Source organism: Collimonas humicola (assembly GCF_018304945.1).
GTDB lineage: Bacteria > Pseudomonadota > Gammaproteobacteria > Burkholderiales > Burkholderiaceae_D > Collimonas > Collimonas humicola.
The window spans coordinates 119514-140567 of the sequence record NZ_JAGQEE010000004.1; the positions used below are offsets into that span (position 1 = coordinate 119514).

The 21054-nt window shown below is 62.2% G+C and carries 16 protein-coding genes; 9 read left to right on the forward strand and 7 right to left on the reverse strand.

All coding sequences use genetic code 11. From position 1 onward, the window contains the following. The 4 genes from KHU30_RS14575 to KHU30_RS14590 form a co-directional block, all read right to left on the reverse strand. Positions 1-993 (reverse strand): FecCD family ABC transporter permease, encoded by a 993-nt coding sequence (locus KHU30_RS14575; protein WP_230411181.1) that lies wholly within the window; start codon positions 991-993, stop codon positions 1-3. Positions 994-1161: 168 nt separating this feature from the next. Next, on the reverse strand, positions 1162-3045 hold the full coding sequence (locus KHU30_RS14580; RefSeq protein ID WP_211443356.1) for a TonB-dependent receptor plug domain-containing protein: 1884 nt from the start codon (positions 3043-3045) through the stop codon (positions 1162-1164). Positions 3046-3776: 731 nt separating this feature from the next. Beyond that, complete coding sequence (locus KHU30_RS14585) at positions 3777-4949, reverse strand: HPP family protein (protein ID WP_211443357.1); 1173 nt, start codon at positions 4947-4949, stop codon at positions 3777-3779. Positions 4950-4980: 31 nt separating this feature from the next. After that, a complete protein-coding gene (locus tag KHU30_RS14590; protein WP_211443358.1) occupies positions 4981-6144 on the reverse strand; it encodes an ABC transporter substrate-binding protein in 1164 nt (387 codons plus the stop codon). A gap of 328 nt (positions 6145-6472) precedes the next feature. Here KHU30_RS14590 and KHU30_RS14595 point away from each other — a divergent pair, with 328 nt between their 5' ends. The 9 genes from KHU30_RS14595 to KHU30_RS14635 all read left to right on the forward strand — a co-directional run bounded on the left by KHU30_RS14595 (position 6473) and on the right by KHU30_RS14635 (position 17652). Continuing rightward, positions 6473-8131, forward strand: coding sequence for a hypothetical protein (locus KHU30_RS14595; RefSeq protein ID WP_211443359.1), 1659 nt, complete (start codon positions 6473-6475; stop codon positions 8129-8131). 299 nt (positions 8132-8430) lie between these two features. After that, complete coding sequence (locus KHU30_RS14600; RefSeq protein ID WP_211443360.1) at positions 8431-9189, forward strand: FadR/GntR family transcriptional regulator; 759 nt, start codon at positions 8431-8433, stop codon at positions 9187-9189. A 13-nt stretch (positions 9190-9202) separates the two neighbouring features. Beyond that, positions 9203-10096: an L-threonate dehydrogenase gene (gene ltnD / locus KHU30_RS14605; protein ID WP_211443361.1), complete on the forward strand. Its 894-nt coding sequence runs from the start codon at positions 9203-9205 to the stop codon at positions 10094-10096. A gap of 3 nt (positions 10097-10099) precedes the next feature. Continuing rightward, entirely contained in the window at positions 10100-11413 is a 1314-nt protein-coding gene (gene otnK, locus KHU30_RS14610; RefSeq protein WP_211443362.1) for a 3-oxo-tetronate kinase, read from the forward strand. After that, complete coding sequence (gene otnC, locus KHU30_RS14615) at positions 11410-12057, forward strand: 3-oxo-tetronate 4-phosphate decarboxylase (protein WP_211443363.1); 648 nt, start codon at positions 11410-11412, stop codon at positions 12055-12057. Before otnK ends, otnC begins: the two co-directional genes overlap by 4 nt. 54 nt (positions 12058-12111) lie before the next feature. Then, a complete protein-coding gene (locus KHU30_RS14620; protein ID WP_211443364.1) occupies positions 12112-13434 on the forward strand; it encodes an MFS transporter in 1323 nt (440 codons plus the stop codon). A 23-nt stretch (positions 13435-13457) separates the two neighbouring features. Then, a complete protein-coding gene (gene otnI, locus KHU30_RS14625) occupies positions 13458-14246 on the forward strand; it encodes a 2-oxo-tetronate isomerase (RefSeq protein WP_211443365.1) in 789 nt (262 codons plus the stop codon). Positions 14247-14279: 33 nt separating this feature from the next. Beyond that, positions 14280-15257, forward strand: coding sequence for a D-erythronate dehydrogenase (gene denD / locus KHU30_RS14630; RefSeq protein ID WP_211443366.1), 978 nt, complete (start codon positions 14280-14282; stop codon positions 15255-15257). A gap of 133 nt (positions 15258-15390) precedes the next feature. Then, the gene (locus KHU30_RS14635) at positions 15391-17652 is read left to right on the forward strand and encodes a mechanosensitive ion channel family protein (RefSeq protein WP_211443367.1); all 2262 of its coding nucleotides are present in this window, start codon (positions 15391-15393) and stop codon (positions 17650-17652) included. A gap of 6 nt (positions 17653-17658) precedes the next feature. Here the strand turns inward: KHU30_RS14635 and KHU30_RS14640 are convergent, their stop codons facing one another. The 3 genes from KHU30_RS14640 to KHU30_RS14650 form a co-directional block, all read right to left on the reverse strand. Then, positions 17659-18306: a class I SAM-dependent methyltransferase gene (locus KHU30_RS14640; RefSeq protein ID WP_211443368.1), complete on the reverse strand. Its 648-nt coding sequence runs from the start codon at positions 18304-18306 to the stop codon at positions 17659-17661. Then, the gene (locus tag KHU30_RS14645) at positions 18303-19706 is read right to left on the reverse strand and encodes a chloride channel protein (RefSeq protein ID WP_230427396.1); all 1404 of its coding nucleotides are present in this window, start codon (positions 19704-19706) and stop codon (positions 18303-18305) included. The genes KHU30_RS14640 and KHU30_RS14645 overlap by 4 nt, the downstream gene beginning before the upstream one ends. Before the next feature lie 158 nt (positions 19707-19864). Continuing rightward, positions 19865-20869, reverse strand: a complete 1005-nt coding sequence (locus KHU30_RS14650) for a molecular chaperone DnaJ (protein ID WP_211443370.1) — start codon at positions 20867-20869, stop codon at positions 19865-19867. Between the last annotated feature and the right edge of the window lie 185 nt (positions 20870-21054).

The window sequence follows — 21054 nt, forward strand, 5'->3', positions numbered from 1 at the left end:
TCATGCACGGCTGCGCGAGAGCAGCCACAGGAACACCGGCACACCGACCAGGGCGGTAATCACGCCCACCGGCAACTGCGTCGGCGCCACCGCGGTGCGCGCCGCCAGATCGGCCAGCGCCAGCGCGGCGCCGCCCGCCAGCACGCTGGCCGGCAGCAGGATGCGCTGATCGTTGCCGACCAGCAGGCGGATCGCGTGCGGCACAACCAGTCCGATAAAGCCGATCGTACCGGCCACCGTCACCGCTGCCGCGGTCGCCAGCGACGCCGCCGCCAGGGTCATCCAGCGCAAGCGCAAAACCGGTACGCCAAGCAGCTGGGCGAAACCCTCGCCGCGCGCCAGCAAATTGAGCTGCTGCGCCTTGGACACGCTCCAGAGCAAGAGCAGCAGCAAGAGCAGCGCCGCCGGCAACAGCAGGCGGCCGTCTTCCAGGTCGCCCATCAGCCAGAACAGCATGCCGCGCAGCTGTGCATCGGGCGCCAGGGTCAGCACCAGCGTCACGATCGCGCCAAAGCCGGCGGCGATCATCACGCCCGTAAGAATCAAGCGATGGCCGCTATGCTGGGCCACGCTGGGCAGGCGCCGCAAAGCCTGGCGCGCCAGGCCGAACAGCAGCGATACCGCCAGCCCCGCGCCGAGGGCGGCGCCGAGCGCAGCGGCGGTGTCGCCGACGAAACCGAAATGGCTGGCCACCAGCAAGGCCGACAAGGCGCCAGCGGCCGAGCCGCCGGACAAGCCCAGTACATAAGGATCGGCCAGGGGATTGCGCAGCAACACCTGCATCAGCGCCCCGGCCAGCGCCAGCAGGCCGCCGACGACGAAAGAAGTCAGCGCCCGCGGCAGGCGCAAGGAAAGATAGATCTGGTCTGCAAGCAAAGGCCGCCCGCAGCCGCTGCTGCCGCACAGCACCGCGAGCGACAGCGCCAATCCTGCGGCTGCCGTCAGGCAGCACAGGATCAGGATGGCGCGGCGCAGTGTAGTGATGCTAGTCAATGAACGAGTCGCTTCGCAGGTCAGTTTATTCGCAAATTGCAGTGGCTCTTTCAGCCGTAGCCTCAGCTACGCCGACTTCGCCTCAAGGTCTGGCCGGGACGCGCAACCGTACTTTAGTACAGTGAGCATCACAGGCCGGAGATTGAGGCGCGCAGCAGGCCTAAAGAGTTACTGCTGCCAATTTACACCAACAAACAAGCCGCGTGACGGCTGGTTATAGCCGTAGGCGGTTTGATAGTCGCGGTTGAACAGGTTATCGACGCGGCCGAACAGCGAAGTCTGCTTGGTAAGCTGATAGCGCGCATTGGCGTTGGTCAGCCAGTACGGCGCCAGCTGCGGGTTGCCGGGAATATCGGAGCGGCTGTCGGTGTACTGCACATCCGTGCCGACACGCCAGGCGCCGAAGCTCTTCGCCGCGCCGAAGGAGCCGAGCGTCTTGGCGCGGCGCACCAGGGTCTTGCCGGTCGATTCGTCTTTCGGGTCCTGCAAGGTCAGGCTGGCGCGCCAGTCGATTTCAAGCAGTGTGGCGCTGGCGCTCAGCTCCAGTCCCTGGTTCTTGGCGCGGGCGATATTGATGGCCCGGAAAGTCACAGGATCGTAGCCGAACTGGTCGCGCGCGCGGGTATCGAACAAGGTGGCGCGCAACAAGGTAGCGCCGGCTGCATACTGCACACCGAGCTCATAGGACTTGGAACGCTCGGCCTTGAGATTGGCGTTGCCGTACAACGGGTCAAACAACTGCACGGGCGTCGGCGCGTTGAATGCGGTCGAGGCATTGGCGATCAGCTTGACGCTGTCGGTCAGCGCAAAGCCGTAGCCGAGGTAGCCGGTATTGTCCGAACCGGAACCGCCGACATCGTCATGGCGCAGATTGAGCTGCAGCTGATGCGCGCCGATTTTGCCAAGCGCGCCGGCATACACGCTGGAAGTCGAGCGCGAAAAACTGTTGCTGGAATTGCCGAAGCTGCTGTTGGCATTGACGTCCGCCTTTTCGCGGCCGGCGTCGATACCGGCGGTCGCTGTCCACATTGGCGACACGCGCAATTCATTGGCCCATTGCAGCAGGTTTTGCGTGCTCTTGTAGCCATTGCTGCTGTTGCCGAACAAGCTCAGGTCGTCGAGGTTGTCGCGGTTGACGTTTTGCGACAGCGTCAGCGTCGAAGTCCAGTCCTGGGTAAAGCTATTCTTGGAGAACACGGCGATCGACTGGCTCTTGGAATGGCCGCGATTCTGGTCGGTCGGCGTGCCGTAGGCGTCGTCAAAAGTGTACTTGGCGTCGTTGGCGTAAATGCGGGCGCCGACTTCATTGCCCTTGCGCCATTCCTGCGATACCGATGCCGAGACGCTGGTGTTGGCATCGCCGTTGCGGTCGGGATTGACGTTCGGGTTCTGCAGCGGGTTCTGCGCCGAAAAGCCGTCGGTCTTGAAACGGGTCAGGGCCAGGGCGTAACGGGTGTCGCCGCTCTTGCCGCTGACGCCGACGTTGCCTTGATAAGTGCCGCGCGAACCGGCTTCGACCGACGCATTGAACGCCGGCGCGCCATTGCCGCGCTTGGTGAAAATCTGCACCACGCCGCCGATGGCGCCGGAACCGTAGATCGCCGAGACGTTGCCGCGCACGATTTCAATATGATCGATCTGCTCAGGCAGGATATTTTCCAGCGCCGGCAAGCCGAAGGATGCCTGGCGGCGGATCGGCACGCCATCGATCAGGATCAGCGTTTCCGTGGTATTGGCGCCGCGCATGAACAGCGAGGCCTGCTGGCCGGGGCCGCCGACGCGTGTAATCTGGATGCCGGCCTGGCGCTCCAGCAAGGCCGGCAAATCAGGCGCTTGCGAATTGCGGATGTCTTCGGCGCTGATCACCGTGGTGTGCGGCAAGGCATCGGTTTGCGGCTGCTCGACGCGGGCAGCGGTCACTACCACCGGCCCCAGATTCTGGTCCTGAACGGTTTGGGCGAAAGCAGAGCCGACGCTGCAGGAAAGAATGGCGGAAGCCAGCGCGAGCGGCTTCAGGGTCGCGCCGGAGCGGCGTGATAAAGATAAAGTCATGTTTGGATACGATAAGAGTCCCCGGCCTGCTTCCCCGCAAGCCCGGTTGCAACAGTCGCAAGGCACAGACGTGGCACAAACGTGACCCCGCCGCTATCTCGCTCCCCCTGATCTGGCCGGTATCCGGGCTAACAAGTCGGAGCGCATAACCTTCCCATGCCAATGGTGAAGTGTTTCGCAAATGATGAAGCCACATAAGCACTGCCTTTTTGCGCCATGCGTCGTTGCAAATCCTCGCGATAGTCTTACTATCGCTCCGGTTTGCGCGGGGCGGCCATCCGCCTAGCCTGGCACAAAAATTCAGCACTTCTGCGGCTCCCTCACTTGCGAAATACTTCACCAGCACAGTGGTACGAGATGCGCTCTGCCGCCTGCCGCCCCCTGGTTGGAGACGGACTGGCGGCGCTTGTTTTACCGTTGCGGGGGCAGCACACGTTGGCTGGCGGATTAGCGGACTGTAACAACCAAATCAAGAGCGCCTGTCACGTATCCGACACGCATGGCGGCGTTGCACATGCTCGCAATAGTCCCGCTATTGCTCCGCTGTGCGCCTTGCCCTGCGCGTCGGATACGCGCCTTGCACTCTCGATTCGGCTGTTCCAATCCACTGGATATCGCCTAGCGCCGTGTTTCCCGTTTAACTGCGGACATGGGCATGTCCGCGTGCACCAAAACCCCGCCATTGTAAGGCCGGCGCGGCCTGGCGGCAATCGCCGCTGCCTAAAGTGTGGTTAAAGCGCAGCCAGGTTTGCGTTGCCCCGGTATAAGGCCGCCACCATGTCGGACTGGGTCACCATGCCGACCAGCCGGTTCTCATCGTCGACAATCGGAATATGGTGGATCCCGGAATCGGACAGCGGCTGCACCAGCTCGACGATATGCATAGCCGACGCTGCGCTCTTCACCGCAGCGGTCATGATCTGGCCGACCACTTCCGGCTTGTCCGAATGCATGCCGGTGGTGCGCCGCAGGAATTGCTTCAGGCGCTGTTCGAAACCGGCGTACAGCTGCAAATCCACCTGGCGCATGAAATCGGTCTGGGTGACGATGCCGACCAGGCGCCGCGCCGGGTTAATCACCGGCAAGGCCTTGATGCGGTGCTTCAGCAGCAGGGCCCAGGCATCCTCCAGCGAAGTGCCGTACTCGACGCTGACCACATCGCGCGACATGATGTCGGCGCAGGTGATGGCGCCGAAGCGGCGCTGGTAGGCGTGCATCTCGGTCTGCAGGATCAGGCTTTCCAGGTCGTCGCGGCTGACATCCAGCACCTGGTTATATTGCTGCAGCACGTAGTCCAGGTCTTCTTGCGTGAAACCGACCCGGGCTCCGCTGGGCTGGTCGCTGGTCTTGTGCAGCTTGGCCGGATCCTGGTGGGCGCTGTGCGGGTAGCGGCGTTTGGTGGCGTTATTGAACAGCAGCGCGACCAGAAGCAGCAGGAAGGAATTCAGCAACACCGGCGTCAAAACGAAATGGAAGCCCTGGCTGGTCACCGCAGGTCCGCCCAGCACCGCCGTCAGCGCCACCGCGCCGCTGGGCGGATGCAGGCAGCGCAAGGCGAACATGGCGCCGATCGCCAGCGACACCGCCAGCGCCGGGGCAAACACCGGATCGTGGACCCAGCGCGCGCAGGCGACGCCGATCACGGCGGCCACCAGGTTGCCGCCGATGATGGACCAGGGCTGCGCCAGCGGACTGGCCGGCACCCCGAACAGCAGCACCGCCGAAGCCCCCATCGGCGCAATCAGCATGGGCAAGGGAGCGCCCGGACCGAGCGCCCAGTGGCTCACCAGCCCGGTCAGCAGAATTCCCAGCAAAGCGCCGCAACAGGCGCGCATGCGTTCAGTGGCGTTGACCACCACAGGACCTGGAATAAAACCGCGCAACCACAAACCAAACGAATTCATCTTCTTTTGCTTTCGATTTTCTTGATAGGGCTCAACCGCCGTAGGCGTAGCTGAATTTATTGTTGACGATGCGTCCCATCACGCGCGAGCGCTGGTCCAGTCCGACGTGATCCTTGGGGCTCATGTTGACCACGCCTTGCGGGATCGTCAGGTCATGGGTGTTTTCCAATGCGGTACGCAGCGCGGCGCGAAATTGCTTGCTGCCGGGCGGCCCCGCTGTCAGCGCCTGCGGCACGGCGTTGGCGATCAGCATATAGGCACCCCAGGCATCGGCGGCAAACTGCGTCATGGTGTCGGCGCCATAGGCGGCTTCATAGCGGCGGGTGAAATCGAGCGCGATCTTCCTGACCGGATTGGACAGCGGCAGCTGCTTGGCCACCACAGCCGGGCCGGTGGGGAAGAAAGTGCCCTCGACATCCTTGCCGCCCACCTTCAGGAAATCGGCGGTGGCGATGCCATGGGTCTGGTAGATCCGTCCTTTATAACCGCGTTCGACCAGGGTCTTTTGCGGCAGCACCGCCGGCGTCGCCGAAGCGGCAATCAATACCGCATCCGGCTGTGCCGCCATGATCTTGAGGATCTGCCCGGTCACGCTGCTGTCGTTCCGGTTATAGCGCTCGCCGGCGACCACCTTGATCTTGCGCAGCTCGGCCAGGTGCGAAAACTCGCGCCACCAGCTGTCGCCGTAGGCGTCGGCAAAACCGATGAAGCCGACGGTCTTGATGCCGTTGTCGGCCATGTGCTGGGTCAGGATGGTAGCCATGTGCGAATCGTTTTGCGGCAGCTTGAAGGCCCAGGCGCGCTTGGCGTCCTGCGGCTCGACGATCGAGGCCGAAGCCGCCAGCGCCAGCATCGGCGTGCCGGACTCGGCCGCCACGTCCAGCAGCGCCAGCGCAGCCGGCGTCGTGTTGGGGCCGACGATCAGGTCGACCTTTTCTTCGCTGACCAGCTTGCGCGCATTGCGCACGGCGTTGGTCGGATCGGAAGCGTCGTCCAGGATGATGTACTCGACCTTCTGGCCGGCGATCTCTTTCGGCCACAGCAGGATGGCGTTTTTGGTGGGTGCGCCGATGGCTGCTGCCGGGCCGGTGACGGCGATGTCGACGCCGATCTTGATTTGCGCCAGCACCGAATTACTTAGCATGGCCAACGCCATGAGCGGCACAACAAGGATGGGGCGCGCAATTTTATTCATCAAATATCCGTGACAGCAAGGTGAACAGGCGTATTTCCACAAGGACAGGATTCTACCGCAAGCACTACGCCAGGCCTTGCACATGGCATGCCATCTTAATCAGCAGCCTTTCTGAGTCCATTAACACAAAGCAAGGACCGGCCTTTCCTGCATGCGCCCTTCAACCGTTTTCACAGACTGCTGTTTTCTGCAAGCGGCAGCAAAGCCCGAGCTACCCCGCGCCACTTTGAAAGCCACTCTTTGTAATTGCATGAGATAAATTATTTGCCAAAATGTAACGTTGCGTAACATAATATTTCAATAAATATAGTTAAAATTGGAAGAATCGATGCTCAAATTACATGAAAAAGTCAGCCAGTTTGCGCCCCTGGCTTTATTGACCCTTGTCCTCACCGGATGCGGCGGCGGTGGCGGCGGCGGCGGCAGTACTCCAGCTCCAGTCACCAATGCTCCGCCTCCAACCGCTCCGACTACGCCTCCAGTCTCGCCGCCAACCACGACCCCGACACCGCCCCCGGCCACGCCCGATCCTAACGTCACCTTCAACGATGGCCTGAATGCAAGCGGACAAACGTCAGGAACAGTGCAGGTTGGCTTAGCACACAGCGGTACCATCCCGATGGCAAATATCAGCGGCGCCATCGGCGCCGGCAGCGATGCCGTCATTGTGCAACCGTCAGTCGCAGCGGGTCCGGGCGGCAAAGTCCTTGCCGTGTGGAGGGAACGCACCGGCTCAGCAAATACTGCTTATTTTGCCGAGGGAACTAGTGCAGGACAGTGGGGCGCAAGCAAGCAGCTGACACAAGTAGGACAATTCGACCCGGTCGCCAGCGATACGCTCAGCATAGATACGCTCAGTACCGGATTCGCACTGCGCATGAACGCCAGTGGCGATGCAGTGCTCGGCTGGACCGAGCCGTTGCCAGGCAAGGTTGCCACCTGGTTCAACCACAAGAGCCGCATCCTGCGTTACGCACATGACACCGGCTGGTCGCCAAGCGCGACCGATATGCTATCTCCAGTCACGATTTTTGCGGGCGAAGCCAACAACAGCGACCTGCAAATACTCGACGATAGCCGTATCACCTTCTCGGACTATATTCCCAATATCCCGACAGTCCAGATATATCGCCAAAGCGGCAACGCCGCGCCGAGCGCCATTGCCATGCTGGCAAACAGTTCGCAAGCAAGTTACCAGGCCTTCGCCTCAGATCCTGCCGGCAATGCGGTTGCGGTATATTCGGACGGCAACTTGAATGCCTTCGACCTGAATATTGCCAGCGCCGTATCGCAACCTGCCAAAAACATCCGCAGCAATGTGGTCGGCGGTTCATGCGGATCAAACCCATGGCGCTCTCCCAACGTCGCGGTAGCCAATGCACGCTATTCGATTTATGCATATACCGTGATTGACCCGGCCGTGAGCACCTGTTCCTTACGCTTGGTCACGCGCGATGCGGCTACCGGGCAAATCAACTATACCGTGGGCATGACGCCAGCCTCTTTTATATTCCAACCGCCGATACTGGCGATGGATAAAAGCGGCAATGGGGTAGTGGTATGGGAAGAATTATCCGGTGACCTATCGCGCCCAAGCGCACGACCTGTGTTCGCCAATGCCTTGCCCGGCAACGCTTTGTCTTCGCCGCAATTGCTTGGCTCCAACTACGAATCCATAGGCAAGAAAATAGCCAATATTCCGCTGCGCTTTGCCATGAATCGCGCCGGCAAGGGCGTTGCCGCAATGGTTGTTTATGCAAATGGAAATATCTATCTGGCCACATCCCTATATAGCGTACAGGCAGGCTTCTCACCATGGAAACTGGTTGCCGGAGCCTACACTCTTGGCGTGCCAAACGTAGCGGTAAGCGAAGCAGGAGACGCCTTTGTCACTTGGGCGGGCCCCGTCAACTGCAAGCGTACCGCGCCGGCGGTCGCCCTCAGCTGCGATAACAAGCAACAGGGTATTTACATGCTTAAGCTTTGATTGATTGCGGGGGGGTGTCAAGGGTTCGATAGCCCTGCGCAGCCGTTTTGAATCAGACATAGCAATTTCTGTGTCCGTCCGATATTTAACGGATGCAGAAATTGCCGCCACAAGATGCGCTGCAAGTTTGTAGCTAAAACATCTGCCATCTTCGACAAATTGCACTGTCAAAGTCCGCCTTTTCCCTCATTTTCTGTCGCTGCGGCAACATAGTATTTGCAACAGGCCTTGATTTCTCCAGAAATTCGTATGATGATATGGTCACATTACGATAAAAATATGCAGGCGGACGAGACGATATGTTCAATAAACTGAATGCCAACCGCACGTCCCTGAGCGACACCGTGGCCCAGGAATTGCTGAAAAAGATACAAACCGGCGAGTTCGGCCCCGGCGCCAGATTGCCGACCGAACCTGTGCTGTCGGAGCAGTTCGGCGTCAGCCGCACCGTGGTGCGCGAAGCGATTTCCCGTTTGAAGAACGAGGGTGCGGTCGAGCCGCGCCAGGGCAGCGGCGTGTATGTCAGCGAGCAAGGCCATCTGCGGCCCTTGCGCATCCAGTTCGACCAGGCGTCCTCCGCCGACGCCGTGCTGCAGATCGTCGAGCTGCGCCGCGCCATTGATGCCGAAGTCGCGGCGCTGGCCGCCACCCGCCGCACACCGCGCCAGCTGAAAGCCATTGAAACGGCACTGAAAGGCATCGAAGCCGACGTCAACGCCGGCGGCGACGGCGTCATGGCCGACGTGATGTTCCATCGCAGCATCGCCGAGGCCACCGGCAATCCTTTCCTGCTGCAGACGCTGGCTTTCCTGAGCCAGTACCTGGAAGCCGCTACCGCCGTCACCCGCAGCAATGAAGCGCGGCGCGACGACTTCATGCGCCAGGTCTATGAAGAGCATGCCGCCATCGCTTCCGCCATCGCCGCCGGCGATGCGCTGGCAGCGCGCAATGCCGCGCAAAACCATATGTTCAACGCGGCGCGCCGCCTATCGCAAGGCGCGGTCGCGGCCAAGGCGGCGCCGCAAGCCAAAGCCAAGAGCACGACAAAAACCCGTTAATCAGGACCAGCAAATGACTATCAATGTAGGTGTTATCGGCCTTGGCGCCATGGGCTTGGGCGTTGCCCGTTCTTTACTGCGCGCGGATTTCCGCACCTATGCCTGCGACGTGCGCCCGCAAGTCTTGCAGCAGTTCGCCAGCGAAGGCGGCATTGCCTGCGGCACGCCGGCCGAACTCGGCGCGCAATGCGATGTGGTGATCACAGTGGTGGTCAATGCCGCGCAAACCGAGCAGGTGCTGTTCGGCGAACAAGGCGCTGCCGCGGCGATGCGCCCCGGCAGCCTGGTGATCGCCAGCGCCACGGTGGCGCCGGAGTACGCGGCCAAGCTGGGCGAACGGCTGGCCGCGCTGCAGCTGCTGTTTCTGGATGCGCCGCTGTCCGGCGGCGCCGCGCGCGCCGCTTCCGGCGAAATGACCATGATGACGTCCGGCCCCGCCGCCGCTTACGCCAAGGGCGAAGCGGTGCTGGCGGCGATCGCGAGCAAGGTGTACCGGCTGGGCGACGCCCACGGCGTCGGCTCCAAGGTCAAGATCATCAACCAGCTGCTGGCCGGCGTGCATATCGCCGCCGCTGCCGAAGCGATGGCGCTGGGCCTGCGCGAAGGCGTCGACGCCGACGCGCTGTACGAAGTCATCACCAACAGCGCCGGCAATTCCTGGATGTTCGAGAACCGCGTGCCGCATATCCTGAAAGCGGATTACACGCCGCTCTCGGCGGTCGATATTTTCGTCAAGGACCTGGGCCTGGTGCTGGATACCGCGCGCGCCAGCAAATTCCCGTTGCCGCTGTCCGCCGCCGCCCATCAGATGTTCATGACGGCGTCAGCCGCCGGCCATGGCGGCGAGGACGATTCCGCCGTGATCAAGATTTTCCCCGGGATCACGCTGCCGGCGGCGCAGGAGTAAGCCATGCCAGAGCAATCAAAGACAACAACAGGCCCGCTGCTCGGCTGCATCGCCGATGACTTTACCGGCGCCACCGACCTCGCCAACATGCTGGTGCGCGAAGGCATGCGCACCGTGCAGACCATCGGCGTGCCGGATGCCGCCCCGCAGGATGTCGACGCCATCGTGGTGGCGCTGAAGTCGCGCACGGTTCCGGCAGCCGAAGCGGTAGCCGATTCGCTGGCCGCATTGCACTGGCTGCAGCAGCAAGGCTGCCGCCAGTTCTTTTTCAAATACTGCTCCACCTTCGATTCCACCGCCAAGGGCAATATCGGTCCTGTGACGGACGCTCTGCTGCAGGCATTGGGCAGTGATTTCACTATTGCCTGCCCGGTCTTCCCGGAAACCGGGCGCACCCTGTATCGCGGCCATCTGTTCATCCAGGACCAGCTGCTGAATGAATCCGGCATGCAGAATCATCCGCTGACGCCGATGACCGACGCCAACCTGGTGCGCGTGCTGCAGCAGCAGACGCCATCCAAGGTTGGCTTGATCGGCTATCCGGCAGTATCTCAGGGCAGTGAGAAGATCCATGAAGAAATCGCCGGCCTGCGCCGGCAAGGCGTGCGGATGGCGATCGTCGATGCGCTGGAAAACCAGGACCTGTACGCCATCGGCGCCGCTTGCGCGGACCTACCGCTGGTGACGGGCGGCTCGGGTATTGCACTCGGCCTGCCCGCCAATTTCGTCAGGGCCGGCCTGCTGCCAGCGCAGCAAGGCGCCAAGGCCGGCGCATTGCCTGGCGTTCCAGGCTGGTCGGCGGTGCTGGCCGGCAGCGCATCGAAGGCAACCAATGGCCAGGTCGCTGCATGGATGGAAAAGCGTCCGGCGTTCCGTCTCGATCCGCTGGCGCTGGCGCGCGGCGAAGCTGTGGTGGCGCAGGCATTGGCTTTCGCCAAGCAGTATCTCGAACGGCAGCCGGTATTGATCTACGCAACCACCACGCCGGAGCAGGTCAGGCAGGTGCAGGCCGAGCTCGGCGTGGAACGCGCCGGCTTGCTGATCGAACAGGCATTGGCCGATATCGCCGTCGCCTTGCAGGCCGGCGGCGTGCGGCGCTTCGTGATTGCCGGCGGCGAAACTTCCGGCGCGGTGGTCAAGGCGCTAGGCATACGCGCCCTGCGCATAGGCGCGCAAATCGATCCGGGCGTGCCGGCGACCGCGTCGATAGCCGCAGAGGGTTCCCCAGCGCTGGCGCTGGCGCTAAAGTCAGGCAACTTCGGCAGCACGGATTTTTTTGAAAAGGCGCTGCGTCAGCTGGGCGAAACCCGTCTATGAACACGACATTGAAAGAGCAGGCGCTGCGCGCGGAAATCTGCGAAACCGGCGCCAGCCTGTATCAGCGCGGCTACACCGTCGGCACCGCCGGCAATATCAGCGCCCGGCTGGACGATGGCTGGCTGATCACGCCGACCGATGCCTGCCTCGGCCGCCTGACGCCGGCGCAGATCGCCAAGGTCGACCTGAGCGGAACATGGGTAGCCGGCGACAAGCCGTCGAAGACGCTGGCGCTGCATCGCGCGGTCTACGACAACAACCCGCAGGCGCAGGCCGTGGTGCACACTCATTCGACCCATCTGGTGGCGCTGTCGCTGGCCGGCGTCTGGCACGACCAATGCGTGCTGCCGCCGCTTACGCCCTATCAAGTGATGAAGGTCGGGCAGATTCCCTTGATTCCCTATTGCCGCCCCGGCGATCCGCAGGTGGCGGAACAGGTGAAGCTGCTGGCGGCCTCGGTGCGCGGCGTCCTGCTGGAACGGCTGGGGCCGGTGCTGTGGCATGAGAGCGTTTCGCAGGCGGCGTTCGCGCTGGAAGAGCTGGAGGAAACCGCGCGGCTCTGGCTGATGTTGGAAAACAAACCGGAGCCGCTCAGCGCCGCGGCCCTGGACGAGCTGTATCGGGTATTTGGCGCAGGCTGGTAAGTTTCAAGCAATAGAAACAACCGCATACATAAAAATCACATTGGTGGAGACAAGATGTCAGCAACGATAGACAACAGGGCCGCACAGGCCAGCGTCAGCCTGCCGGCTGAACAAGCGGAAAATCTGTACAAGAAAGTATTCTGGCGCTTCGTGCCATTCATCATGCTGTGTTACGTGGTGGCCTACCTGGACCGCGTCAACGTCGGCTTCGCCAAGCTGCAGATGTCGCAGGACCTGGGCTTCAGCGAAACCATCTTCGGCCTCGGCGCCGGCATCTTCTTCCTCGGCTACTTCCTGTTCGAGCTGCCCAGCAATCTGATCATGAACCGGGTCGGCGCCAAGCTGTGGATCGCCCGCATCATGATTACCTGGGGCTTGCTGTCGGCCTGCTTCGCCTGGGTGCAGACTCCCACCCAGTTCTATGTCCTGCGCTTCCTGCTGGGCCTGGCGGAGGCGGGCTTCTATCCCGGCATCATCCTCTACCTGACCTACTGGTTTCCCTCGCATCGGCGCGCCAAGGTAGTCGCCACTTTCATGGCGGCGATTCCGATCTCGGGCATCTTCGGCAATCCGCTGTCGGGCTGGATCATGCAGGCTTTCCATGGCGCCAGCGGCTGGCACGGCTGGCAATGGATGTTCATGATCGAAGCAGTGCCGGCGGTGCTGGTGGGCGTCGCCGTGTTCTTCGTGATGGACAACAGCATCCGCAAGGCCAAATGGCTGACGGCAGCGGAGAAGGATTTCCTGGAATCTGAAATCCGCGCCGACCAGAAGGACATGCACAGCCCGAAAACGACCGCGGCAGTGTTCAAGGACATCCGCATCTGGCATATGTGCCTGATCTACTTCTGCATCGTCATGGGCCAGTACGGACTGACGTTCTGGCTGCCGACCCTGGTCAAGGCCTCCGGCGTAGTGGGCGATTTCAAGATCGGCCTGATCAGCGCGATTCCCTTCCTTTGCGCGGTGTTCGCCATGATCCTGATCGGCCGCCGCTCGGACCGCATGCGGGAACGGCGCTGGCATCTGATCGTGCCAGCCCTGCTGGGCGCGGTCGGCTTCATCGTCTCGGCGCTGGCCGCCGACAATACCGTGATCGCCATCGCCTTCCTGTCGCTGGCGGCGATGGGCGTGCTGACCTGCTCGCCGCTGTTCTGGTCGCTGCCGACCGCTTTCCTGTCCGGCACCGGCGCCGCGGCCGGCATTGCGGTGATCAACTCGGTCGGCAACCTGGCCGGTTTCGCCAGCCCGTTCCTGGTCGGCTGGCTGAAAGACACTACGCACAACAACCAGACCGGCATGTTCATGCTGGCGGGGATGCTGGTGATCGGCGCCATTGCGATCCTGAAGACACCACCTAAAATGGTCAATCGATAACACTTATTTTTTAGGAGCCTGCAATGCCGCGTTTTGCCGCCAACCTGAGCATGATGTACAACGAACATGCTTTCCTCGACCGCTTTGCCGCCGCGGCCAGGGACGGCTTCAAGGCCGTTGAATTCCTGTTCCCTTACGACCATGCCGCCGCTGAACTGCAGGCAAGACTGCAGGACAACGGCCTGGCCCAGGCGCTGTTCAACGCGCCGCCTGGCGACTGGGCGAGCGGTGAACGCGGCCTTGCCTCCTTGCCTGGACGGGAAGATGAATTCAAGCGCAGCGTCGCCGCCGGCCTGGAATATGCGCAAGTGCTGGGCAACCGTAAATTGCATGTGATGGCAGGCCTGATCCAGCCGCAGCAGGACCGTGCCCGGCACCGCGCGGTGTACCTGGAGAACCTGGCCTATGCCGCGGCCCAGGCCGCCGCCCATGGCGTCACCATCGTCATCGAGCCGATCAATACGCGCGACATTCCCGGCTTCTTCCTGAACCGCCAGGACGAGGCGCAGGCGATTTGCGCCGAGGTCGGCGCCGCTAACCTGCAGGTGCAGTTCGATTTGTATCATTGCCAGATCGTCGAAGGCGACCTGGCCGTCAAGCTCAAGCGCGACATGCTGCGTCCGCAAGCCGGCATCGGCCATATCCAGATCGCCGGCGTGCCGGAGCGGCATGAGCCGGATAGCGGCGAGATCAATTATCCCTATCTGTTCGCGCTGATCGACGAGCTCGGCTACCAGGGCTGGGTCGGCTGCGAATACCGGCCGCGCGGCGCTACGTCCGCCGGCCTGGGCTGGCTAAAGCCCTGGCTGTAGAACGCAAACACCATTGAATAAAAAAGGATCATCATGCAAGTAGTCATCACCGGCGGCGCCGGCTTCCTCGGCCAGCGCCTGGCGCGCAGCCTGCTGCAACAGGGCAGCCTGCCCGACCGCGGCGGCCAGCTGCAAGCCATCAGCAAGATCGTCCTGGTGGACGTGGTTGCCGCCAGCGGCTTCGACGACAGCCGGATCGAACAAGTCACCGGCGACATCACCGACAGCGCCTTGCTGGAACGCGTGATCACCAGCCAGACCGCGGCGATCTTCCACCTGGCGGCGATCGTCAGCGGCCAGGCGGAAGCGGATTTCGATCTCGGCATGCGCATCAACCTGGATGCGGCGCGCCTGCTGCTGGAACGCTGCCGCACCTGCGGCCACGTGCCGCGGGTGATCTTCACCAGTTCGGTGGCGGTATTCGGCGGCGTCCTGCCGGCTGTGGTGCAAGACCATACCGCGCTCAATCCGCAATCGTCCTACGGCGCGCAAAAAGCGATCGCCGAATTGCTGCTCAACGACTACAGCCGCAAGGGCTTCGTCGACGGCCGCGTGCTGCGCCTGCCGACCATCAGCGTACGCCCCGGTAAACCCAACCAGGCCGCCTCCTCTTTCGCCAGCGGCATCATCCGCGAACCGCTCAACGGCCAGCCGGCGATCTGCCCGGTGGCGCCGGACGTGCGCCTGTGGCTGCTGTCGCCGCGCAAGGTGATCGCCTGCCTGGTCCATGGCTATGCGCTGCCGGCCGATGTGCTGGGCAAAAGCCGCACCGTCAACCTGCCGGGGATCTCGGTCAGCGTGGCGGAGATGGTGGCGGCGCTGGAGCGCGTCGCCGGCAAGGAAGTCGCCGCACGCATTGAATGGCAACACGATCCCGCCATAGACCGCATCATTTCCAGCTGGCCGGGCGCCTGGGACGCCAGCCGCGCCGTCGATCTCGGCTTCGTCGGTGAAAGCAGCTTCGACGATGTGGTGCGCGCCTATATCGAAGACGATTTGCCGGCAGCATGAAGCAAGCGCAGCCGGCTGCCCGTGACAGCTGGCCGCGCGATGTTTTTTTGACATGCGCCAATCGGCCTGAACTTGTCCTCGGCTTGTCCTCGGTACGGTAAGATTGTCACTTTACGACTTTTGCCTAGCCGACATGAAGACCAGCTCTCCCCAGCATCTAGTGCGCTTGCTATCGGGCTCGCTGCTGCTGTTTTGCTTGCTGCTGGCAAACGGCGCTCCAGCCCGGGCAGCGGCAACCGCCGCCAGCGCCGGCACCGCGGCCAGCACGCCGGCCGCTCCCGCCGCTGCGCCATCGCCGCTGGATTCTCTATCCAAGGCATTGCAAAGCAACCCCGCCACCGGCAGCCTGGTAGCCACGCTGATCCAGGCCGAGCAGCAGAACAGCAAAGCCTCGCCCGAGCAAAAAGGTTTCATCGGCCTGATTTCCAATAGCCTCGACACTTTCCAGGCGCATCTGCAGCAGGTGATCACGCCGGAAAAATTCTGGAACCAGCAGTTTTCGCTGGCCTGGCAAGACCTGTCGACCATCCTGCAACGCCAGGAGTCGGAAACCGGATGGCAGGCGCTGGCAGGCTTTCTCGAAATGCTGGCCTTGTTCGGCGCGGTCGCTATCGCCCTGCACTATATCGGCAAGCGGGTGCAACGGCATTTCAATGTCGAGACGACGCTGTCCTCCGATCCCAGCATGAAGGAGTTGCTGCTGTATATATGGCGCCACATCGCGCCGATACTGCTGGCGCTGGTGGTGGAAATCTCTGTCACCATCAGCCTGGATAGCGCGCACGGACAATCGCTGGGACGGACCCTGGCCACGGTGCTGCTGTACACCCTGGTCGGCGCGCGCCTGTTCCAGGCCATCTGCGCCATCATTTTTTCGCTGTCGCACGGCGGCCACCGCATGGTCGCGGTGCATATCCTGTACCAGCGCGGCTTCAACCTGCTGTATGTGATCGGCTGCGCCGGCTGGCTCGGCGACGCCCTGGACAATCCTCATGTGAACCAGATCATCGGCGTCCACCTGGCCAGCGTGGCGGCGACCCTGGCCAGCCTGGTGGCGGCGATACTGGGCGGCGTGTTCGCCCTGCTGTTCCGGCGCCCGGTGGCGCACATCATCCGCAACCGGCCTCTAGCGGTGCGGCGCGGCCATCCGGCGCGCATGGAAACGCTGGAAATCGTCGCCGCCTTCTGGTATCTGCCGATACTGCTGCTGAGCATCACCGTCAGCGTCGCCACCATCCTCGATTTGTCGAGCAATAATTCCGCGCTCAACCATGCGCTGGCCAGCGCGGCACTGCTGATCGCCATGTTTTTCATCGGCGCGCTGCTGCAGCGCATACGCGCCCGCAAGACGACTGCGAAGGCGACACGGCGCCAGTCGCCTTATATCCTGCGCCTCAGCAACGTCGGCTTCAGCCTGCTGCAGCTGGCGTTGTGGATTGGTTTTTTCGAATTGCTGACCAGGATCTGGGAACATTCGCTGCTGGAATTCGCCAACGCCACCCTGATCGGCAAGATGATCGTCTCGGCGCTGGGCAAGATCGGCCTCACGCTGGTGGTCGCCTGGCTGGTCTGGATCCTGCTCGACACCTTCATCCAGGAAGCCATCAACCCGACCCGCAACAGCCGCTACGCGCGCAAGAACCCGAGCACGCGCATGCGCACCATCCTGCCGCTGCTGCGCAATGCGCTGATGCTGCTGATCCTGACCATCACGGTGATCACCACGCTGGCCAATCTCGGCATCAATGTGACGCCGCTGCTGGCTTCCGCCGGCGTCGTCGGGCTGGCCTTCGGCTTCGGCTCGCAATCGCTGGTGAAAGACCTGATCACCGGCGTCTTCATCCTGATGGAAGATTCGATGTCGGTCGGCGACTGGGTCGACGTCGGCAACGGCCATGCCGGCACGGTCGAGAACCTGACCATCCGCACCGTGCGCCTGCGCGACAGCAACGGCTCGGTGCACAGCGTGCCGTTTTCGCAGATCACGGCGATCAAGAACGATTCGCGCGAATACACATATGCTTCGCTCAAGCTGAGCATCACCCACGATTCGGACGTCGACCAGGCGCTGCGGCTGATGCGCGAAACCGGCGCCGAGATGCTGGAGGACCGGCGCCTGCGCCGGCTGCTGCTGCAGCCTATCGAGATCTACGGGGTCAATGGTTTCGACTTGAACGGCGTGGCGCTGCTGGCCGGCATCCGCACCAAGCCGCAAACCCAGAACGAAGTCACGCGCGGCTTCAACCTGCGCATCAAGAAAAAGGTGGATGACGATCCGAAGGTGCGCTTCGCCAATGAATGGGCGAATTTCCCGCTGACCGCGGTGGAGCCGCCGGCAGCGGCAGAAAGCGGCGCGCCGGAGCCGCCCGCCGCCGGCGCCGGCGGCAAGGCCTGATGAAGATTACTTGATGCGGCAGCTCAGCAGCCAGTAGTACTCCAGCCGCAGGATGCGCAGTTCGCGCGTGATCGGCGACAGCTTCTTGCGCAGGCCGCTGTCGGTCGGGAAGTTCTTCATGACTTCGTAGCGCTCGCCGTCGGGCAAGGTACGGAACTGGTAGGTATTGCCGTCGGCATCGGTGCGGGCGATCGGCGTGCTCTGCTCTTCGACGTAGCTGTTGTCTATCATCACCAGCAAGATATCCTTGCCGAGCTTTTCCCGCAGCTGGGCGATGAACCGGACCTGGTCCTGGCGTCCCACATGCGACCACCAGAAGCCCAGGAAACAGGCGGTGAACTTGCGGTCAGCCTGGAAAGTATTGATGTCTTGCTGCGCAAACGTCGCCTTGCCGGCCGGCAGCTGCTTGGCTTCGGCCAGAGCAATCATTTCCGGATTGATGTCGGTCGCCAGCACCGATTTCGCGGTAGCGGCGATCTGTTCGGTCCAGAAGCCGGTGCCGCATGCCAGTTCCAGCACATCGTGGCCTTCCATCAGTTCCTGCACCCTGACCTGCAAGGTCAGCAGTTCGTCCTGGCGCTCGGGGCGCTGGTAGATCTCTTCGTAAGTCGCAGCACGTTTGGCGTAGTACGCCGCCATATCGGTATTAATCATTTTTGCGTTCCGCTTCCCGGTTCATTGTTCAATTCCTTCACTTCTTCAACTTCTTTCATTTCTGTTTGCTGCACTTCAACAGCCGGCGGCATGGCTTCGGCGCAGGCCGCCCGGTAACGCTCCGACAGCGCGTCATACAGCGGCGGCGCAAAGAAGCGCGAGACGCGGCTGGCGATCAGCGCAGTCGCCATCAGCGAAATCACCAGGGCATGGCCGTTGATCATTTCCATCACGATCACGAAGGCGGTGATCGGCGACTGCGTCACCGCCGCCAGATAGCCCACCATCGCCAGCGCAATCAGCATCTCCAGGGAGGTATTGCCGAACACCTGGTGCAGCAAGTTGCCGAAACCGGCACCTATCGACAAGGACGGTGCGAAAATCCCGCCCGGAATCCCCGGCAGGTAGGACGACACCATCGACGCCATCTTCAGGAACGGATAAAACACCGACAGCTGCTGGTGCCCTTCCAGCAAACCCTTGGCCTCGACATAGCCGCTGCCGAAGGTGGCGCCGCCGGCAATGATGCCGATCAACGCAACCGCCAGGCCGCACAGCGCGCCGAAGGCAATCGGGCGGTTGCTGCGCAGATCCTGCAGCCGGGCTGGGATCCAGCGCCTGGCATTGAGCAGCAGCCAGCAAAAAATGCCGCCGGCGACGCCGGTAATGATCCCGGTCACCAGTACCGCCAGCGCCAGCATGTCGGTCAGCGCGCTATTGATATGAATGGTGCCGAAATAGGTATAGTTGCCGTTCAGGCCCAAAGCCACCGCACCGGCAAAAATAATCACGGTAATCACCACGCCGCTGGCCCGGTGCTCAAAGCTGCGCGTCAGTTCTTCAATGGCAAACACAATCCCCGCCAGCGGCGTGTTGAATGCCGCCGACAGGCCGGCGGCGGCCCCGGCCAAAATCAGGCGTCGCTCCAGCGCTGCGCTGGCGCGCGGATAGAGGCGCCGCAGGTTGAACATCAGGGCGGCGCCGACCTGCACCGTCGGCCCTTCGCGGCCGATGGTGAAACCGCCCAGGATGCCGATGAAGGACACGCCGATCTTGCCCAGCAACAGCTTGATCGACAGCAGCGACTGGCCGCGCCGGGTAGTATCTTCTTCCAGCGTAGCGATCACTTGCGGAATGCCGCTGCCCTCGGCGCCGGGAAAATAACGGCGCGTGGCCCACACACACAGAGCGCCGGCTGCCGGCGTGATGAACAGCGGCAGCCAGGAATGCGATTGCTGCATGGAGCGGAACATGCCGAAGCCGACATCCATCAGCCACGCATACAGCACCGCGACCAGGCCCACCAGCACCGCTCCCATCCACAAAATGCCGTATTTGCGCCAGGCGCGCCGCAGCTGGCGCAGCGTCTGGTCGGAAAAACTCGGGGGGAGCGGATTCATTGGAATTGGGCGCAAAGACATGATTATAAATTATCCCCGCGCAATTCCGTCCAAATAGGCTGCCGGCGGCCGTCGGCATGCCGGCGAAACCCGCGCAAAAGCAGCCGGATATCGATTATCGCCTTGCTTGATCGTCGCTACCCGGGAAAGCGACCGGCCTAGATTTGATAGCTTTTCAGCCAGGCCTTGATGTTTTTGACATCGGCAAACGCCAGCAAATCGTTCTTCAGCGCAGCGATATGCTGCTGCAGGCCCTTGATATCGCTTTTCAGGCGGCGCATCGCCAGCGCGGGCGACAAGGCTTCCTGCGGCCCGAAATTGAAGCGCCTGCGGAAATCCGCCTCCAGTCCGGCAATCTCATCCCGCAGTTCAGCCGACTGCTCCGTCAGCACCTTGCTGTAGTGCTGCAGGCGCTGTTCCGACAGGGAATTGATGCGGCCCTGGTCGATCTGTTCGATTTCCAGCTGCAGCTCCAGTAAGCCGAGCAAGTCTTTCTTGTCATAGGCGATATTCACCCTTTGCATCAGCGCCGTCTTGCGAATACGTTCCAGGGGATCCTGCTCGCGGTCGGGATGCAGGGCGCTGGCCAGCTTGCGATAGACTTCGCGCACCGACTGGCTGGCGTTTTGCAATTCTTCCCGCTGCCTGGCTTCCCTGGCCGCGGCCTTGGCCGATTTCCTGCGTTTGCCGGCGCCTTCGCGGCCGTATCCGGCCGACGCATTGGTGTCGTCATCCGCCTGCTGCGCGGATTCTTCAGAGTCGTCCCGCCGCCCTTCCGCTGCATCGGCATCGGCGCCGCCATGCATGTGATAAATCCGTTTCAAGTCCGCGGCATCGCTGTCGCCGATGACGGCGGCGCCGAGCGAGCAGATGATGTGGCTGATTTTTTCCTGGTCGTGCCGGCTCAAGCCCTTTGCCAGATAAGCGTCGTCGAGCAAGCGCACCAGCTGCGCCGCCAGCCCGTGGTAGCTGCGTATCAGCGGCTGGTACTGGCTGACATAGTGCTGCTGGTGCAGCGGGATCATCTCCTGCCAGGCCGCCAGCAGCTGGCGTTCGGTCTCCAGTTTCCTGAGCAGCGCATTGAAGATTTTCTGGCCTGGCGACAGGCTGGCCTGACCGTGCTGCTCGACGATGTTGAGCGCCTTGGTTTCTGTTTTTTTCATCGGTTGGCTGACGGCGTGTAGAACTGCGATTTTTCAGATGAAAAATATGGCGCAAGGGCGTGATTATAAGTTGCCGCCGGCGGCGCGCAGCAGAAACCAGCCAAGGGGCGTATCATCTTGCCTTTGCAATAAGTTAAGCAACCATCCGTATTCGGCTGTGCCTTGCAGCAATCATTTACAGATTC

Bases quoted from the DNA above. Each gene is read 5' to 3' on its own strand.
- KHU30_RS14580 (WP_211443356.1), bottom strand. From the start codon at position 3,045: ATGACTTTATCTTTATCACGCCGCTCCGGCGCGACCCTGAAGCCGCTC.
- KHU30_RS14585 (WP_211443357.1), bottom strand. From the start codon at position 4,949: ATGAATTCGTTTGGTTTGTGGTTGCGCGGTTTTATTCCAGGTCCTGTG.
- KHU30_RS14590 (WP_211443358.1), bottom strand. From the start codon at position 6,144: ATGAATAAAATTGCGCGCCCCATCCTTGTTGTGCCGCTCATGGCGTTG.
- KHU30_RS14595 (WP_211443359.1), top strand. From the start codon at position 6,473: ATGCTCAAATTACATGAAAAAGTCAGCCAGTTTGCGCCCCTGGCTTTA.
- KHU30_RS14600 (WP_211443360.1), top strand. From the start codon at position 8,431: ATGTTCAATAAACTGAATGCCAACCGCACGTCCCTGAGCGACACCGTG.
- ltnD (WP_211443361.1), top strand. From the start codon at position 9,203: ATGACTATCAATGTAGGTGTTATCGGCCTTGGCGCCATGGGCTTGGGC.
- otnK (WP_211443362.1), top strand. From the start codon at position 10,100: ATGCCAGAGCAATCAAAGACAACAACAGGCCCGCTGCTCGGCTGCATC.
- otnC (WP_211443363.1), top strand. From the start codon at position 11,410: ATGAACACGACATTGAAAGAGCAGGCGCTGCGCGCGGAAATCTGCGAA.
- KHU30_RS14620 (WP_211443364.1), top strand. From the start codon at position 12,112: ATGTCAGCAACGATAGACAACAGGGCCGCACAGGCCAGCGTCAGCCTG.
- otnI (WP_211443365.1), top strand. From the start codon at position 13,458: ATGCCGCGTTTTGCCGCCAACCTGAGCATGATGTACAACGAACATGCT.
- denD (WP_211443366.1), top strand. From the start codon at position 14,280: ATGCAAGTAGTCATCACCGGCGGCGCCGGCTTCCTCGGCCAGCGCCTG.
- KHU30_RS14635 (WP_211443367.1), top strand. From the start codon at position 15,391: ATGAAGACCAGCTCTCCCCAGCATCTAGTGCGCTTGCTATCGGGCTCG.
- KHU30_RS14640 (WP_211443368.1), bottom strand. From the start codon at position 18,306: ATGATTAATACCGATATGGCGGCGTACTACGCCAAACGTGCTGCGACT.
- KHU30_RS14645 (WP_230427396.1), bottom strand. From the start codon at position 19,706: ATGAATCCGCTCCCCCCGAGTTTTTCCGACCAGACGCTGCGCCAGCTG.
- KHU30_RS14650 (WP_211443370.1), bottom strand. From the start codon at position 20,869: ATGAAAAAAACAGAAACCAAGGCGCTCAACATCGTCGAGCAGCACGGT.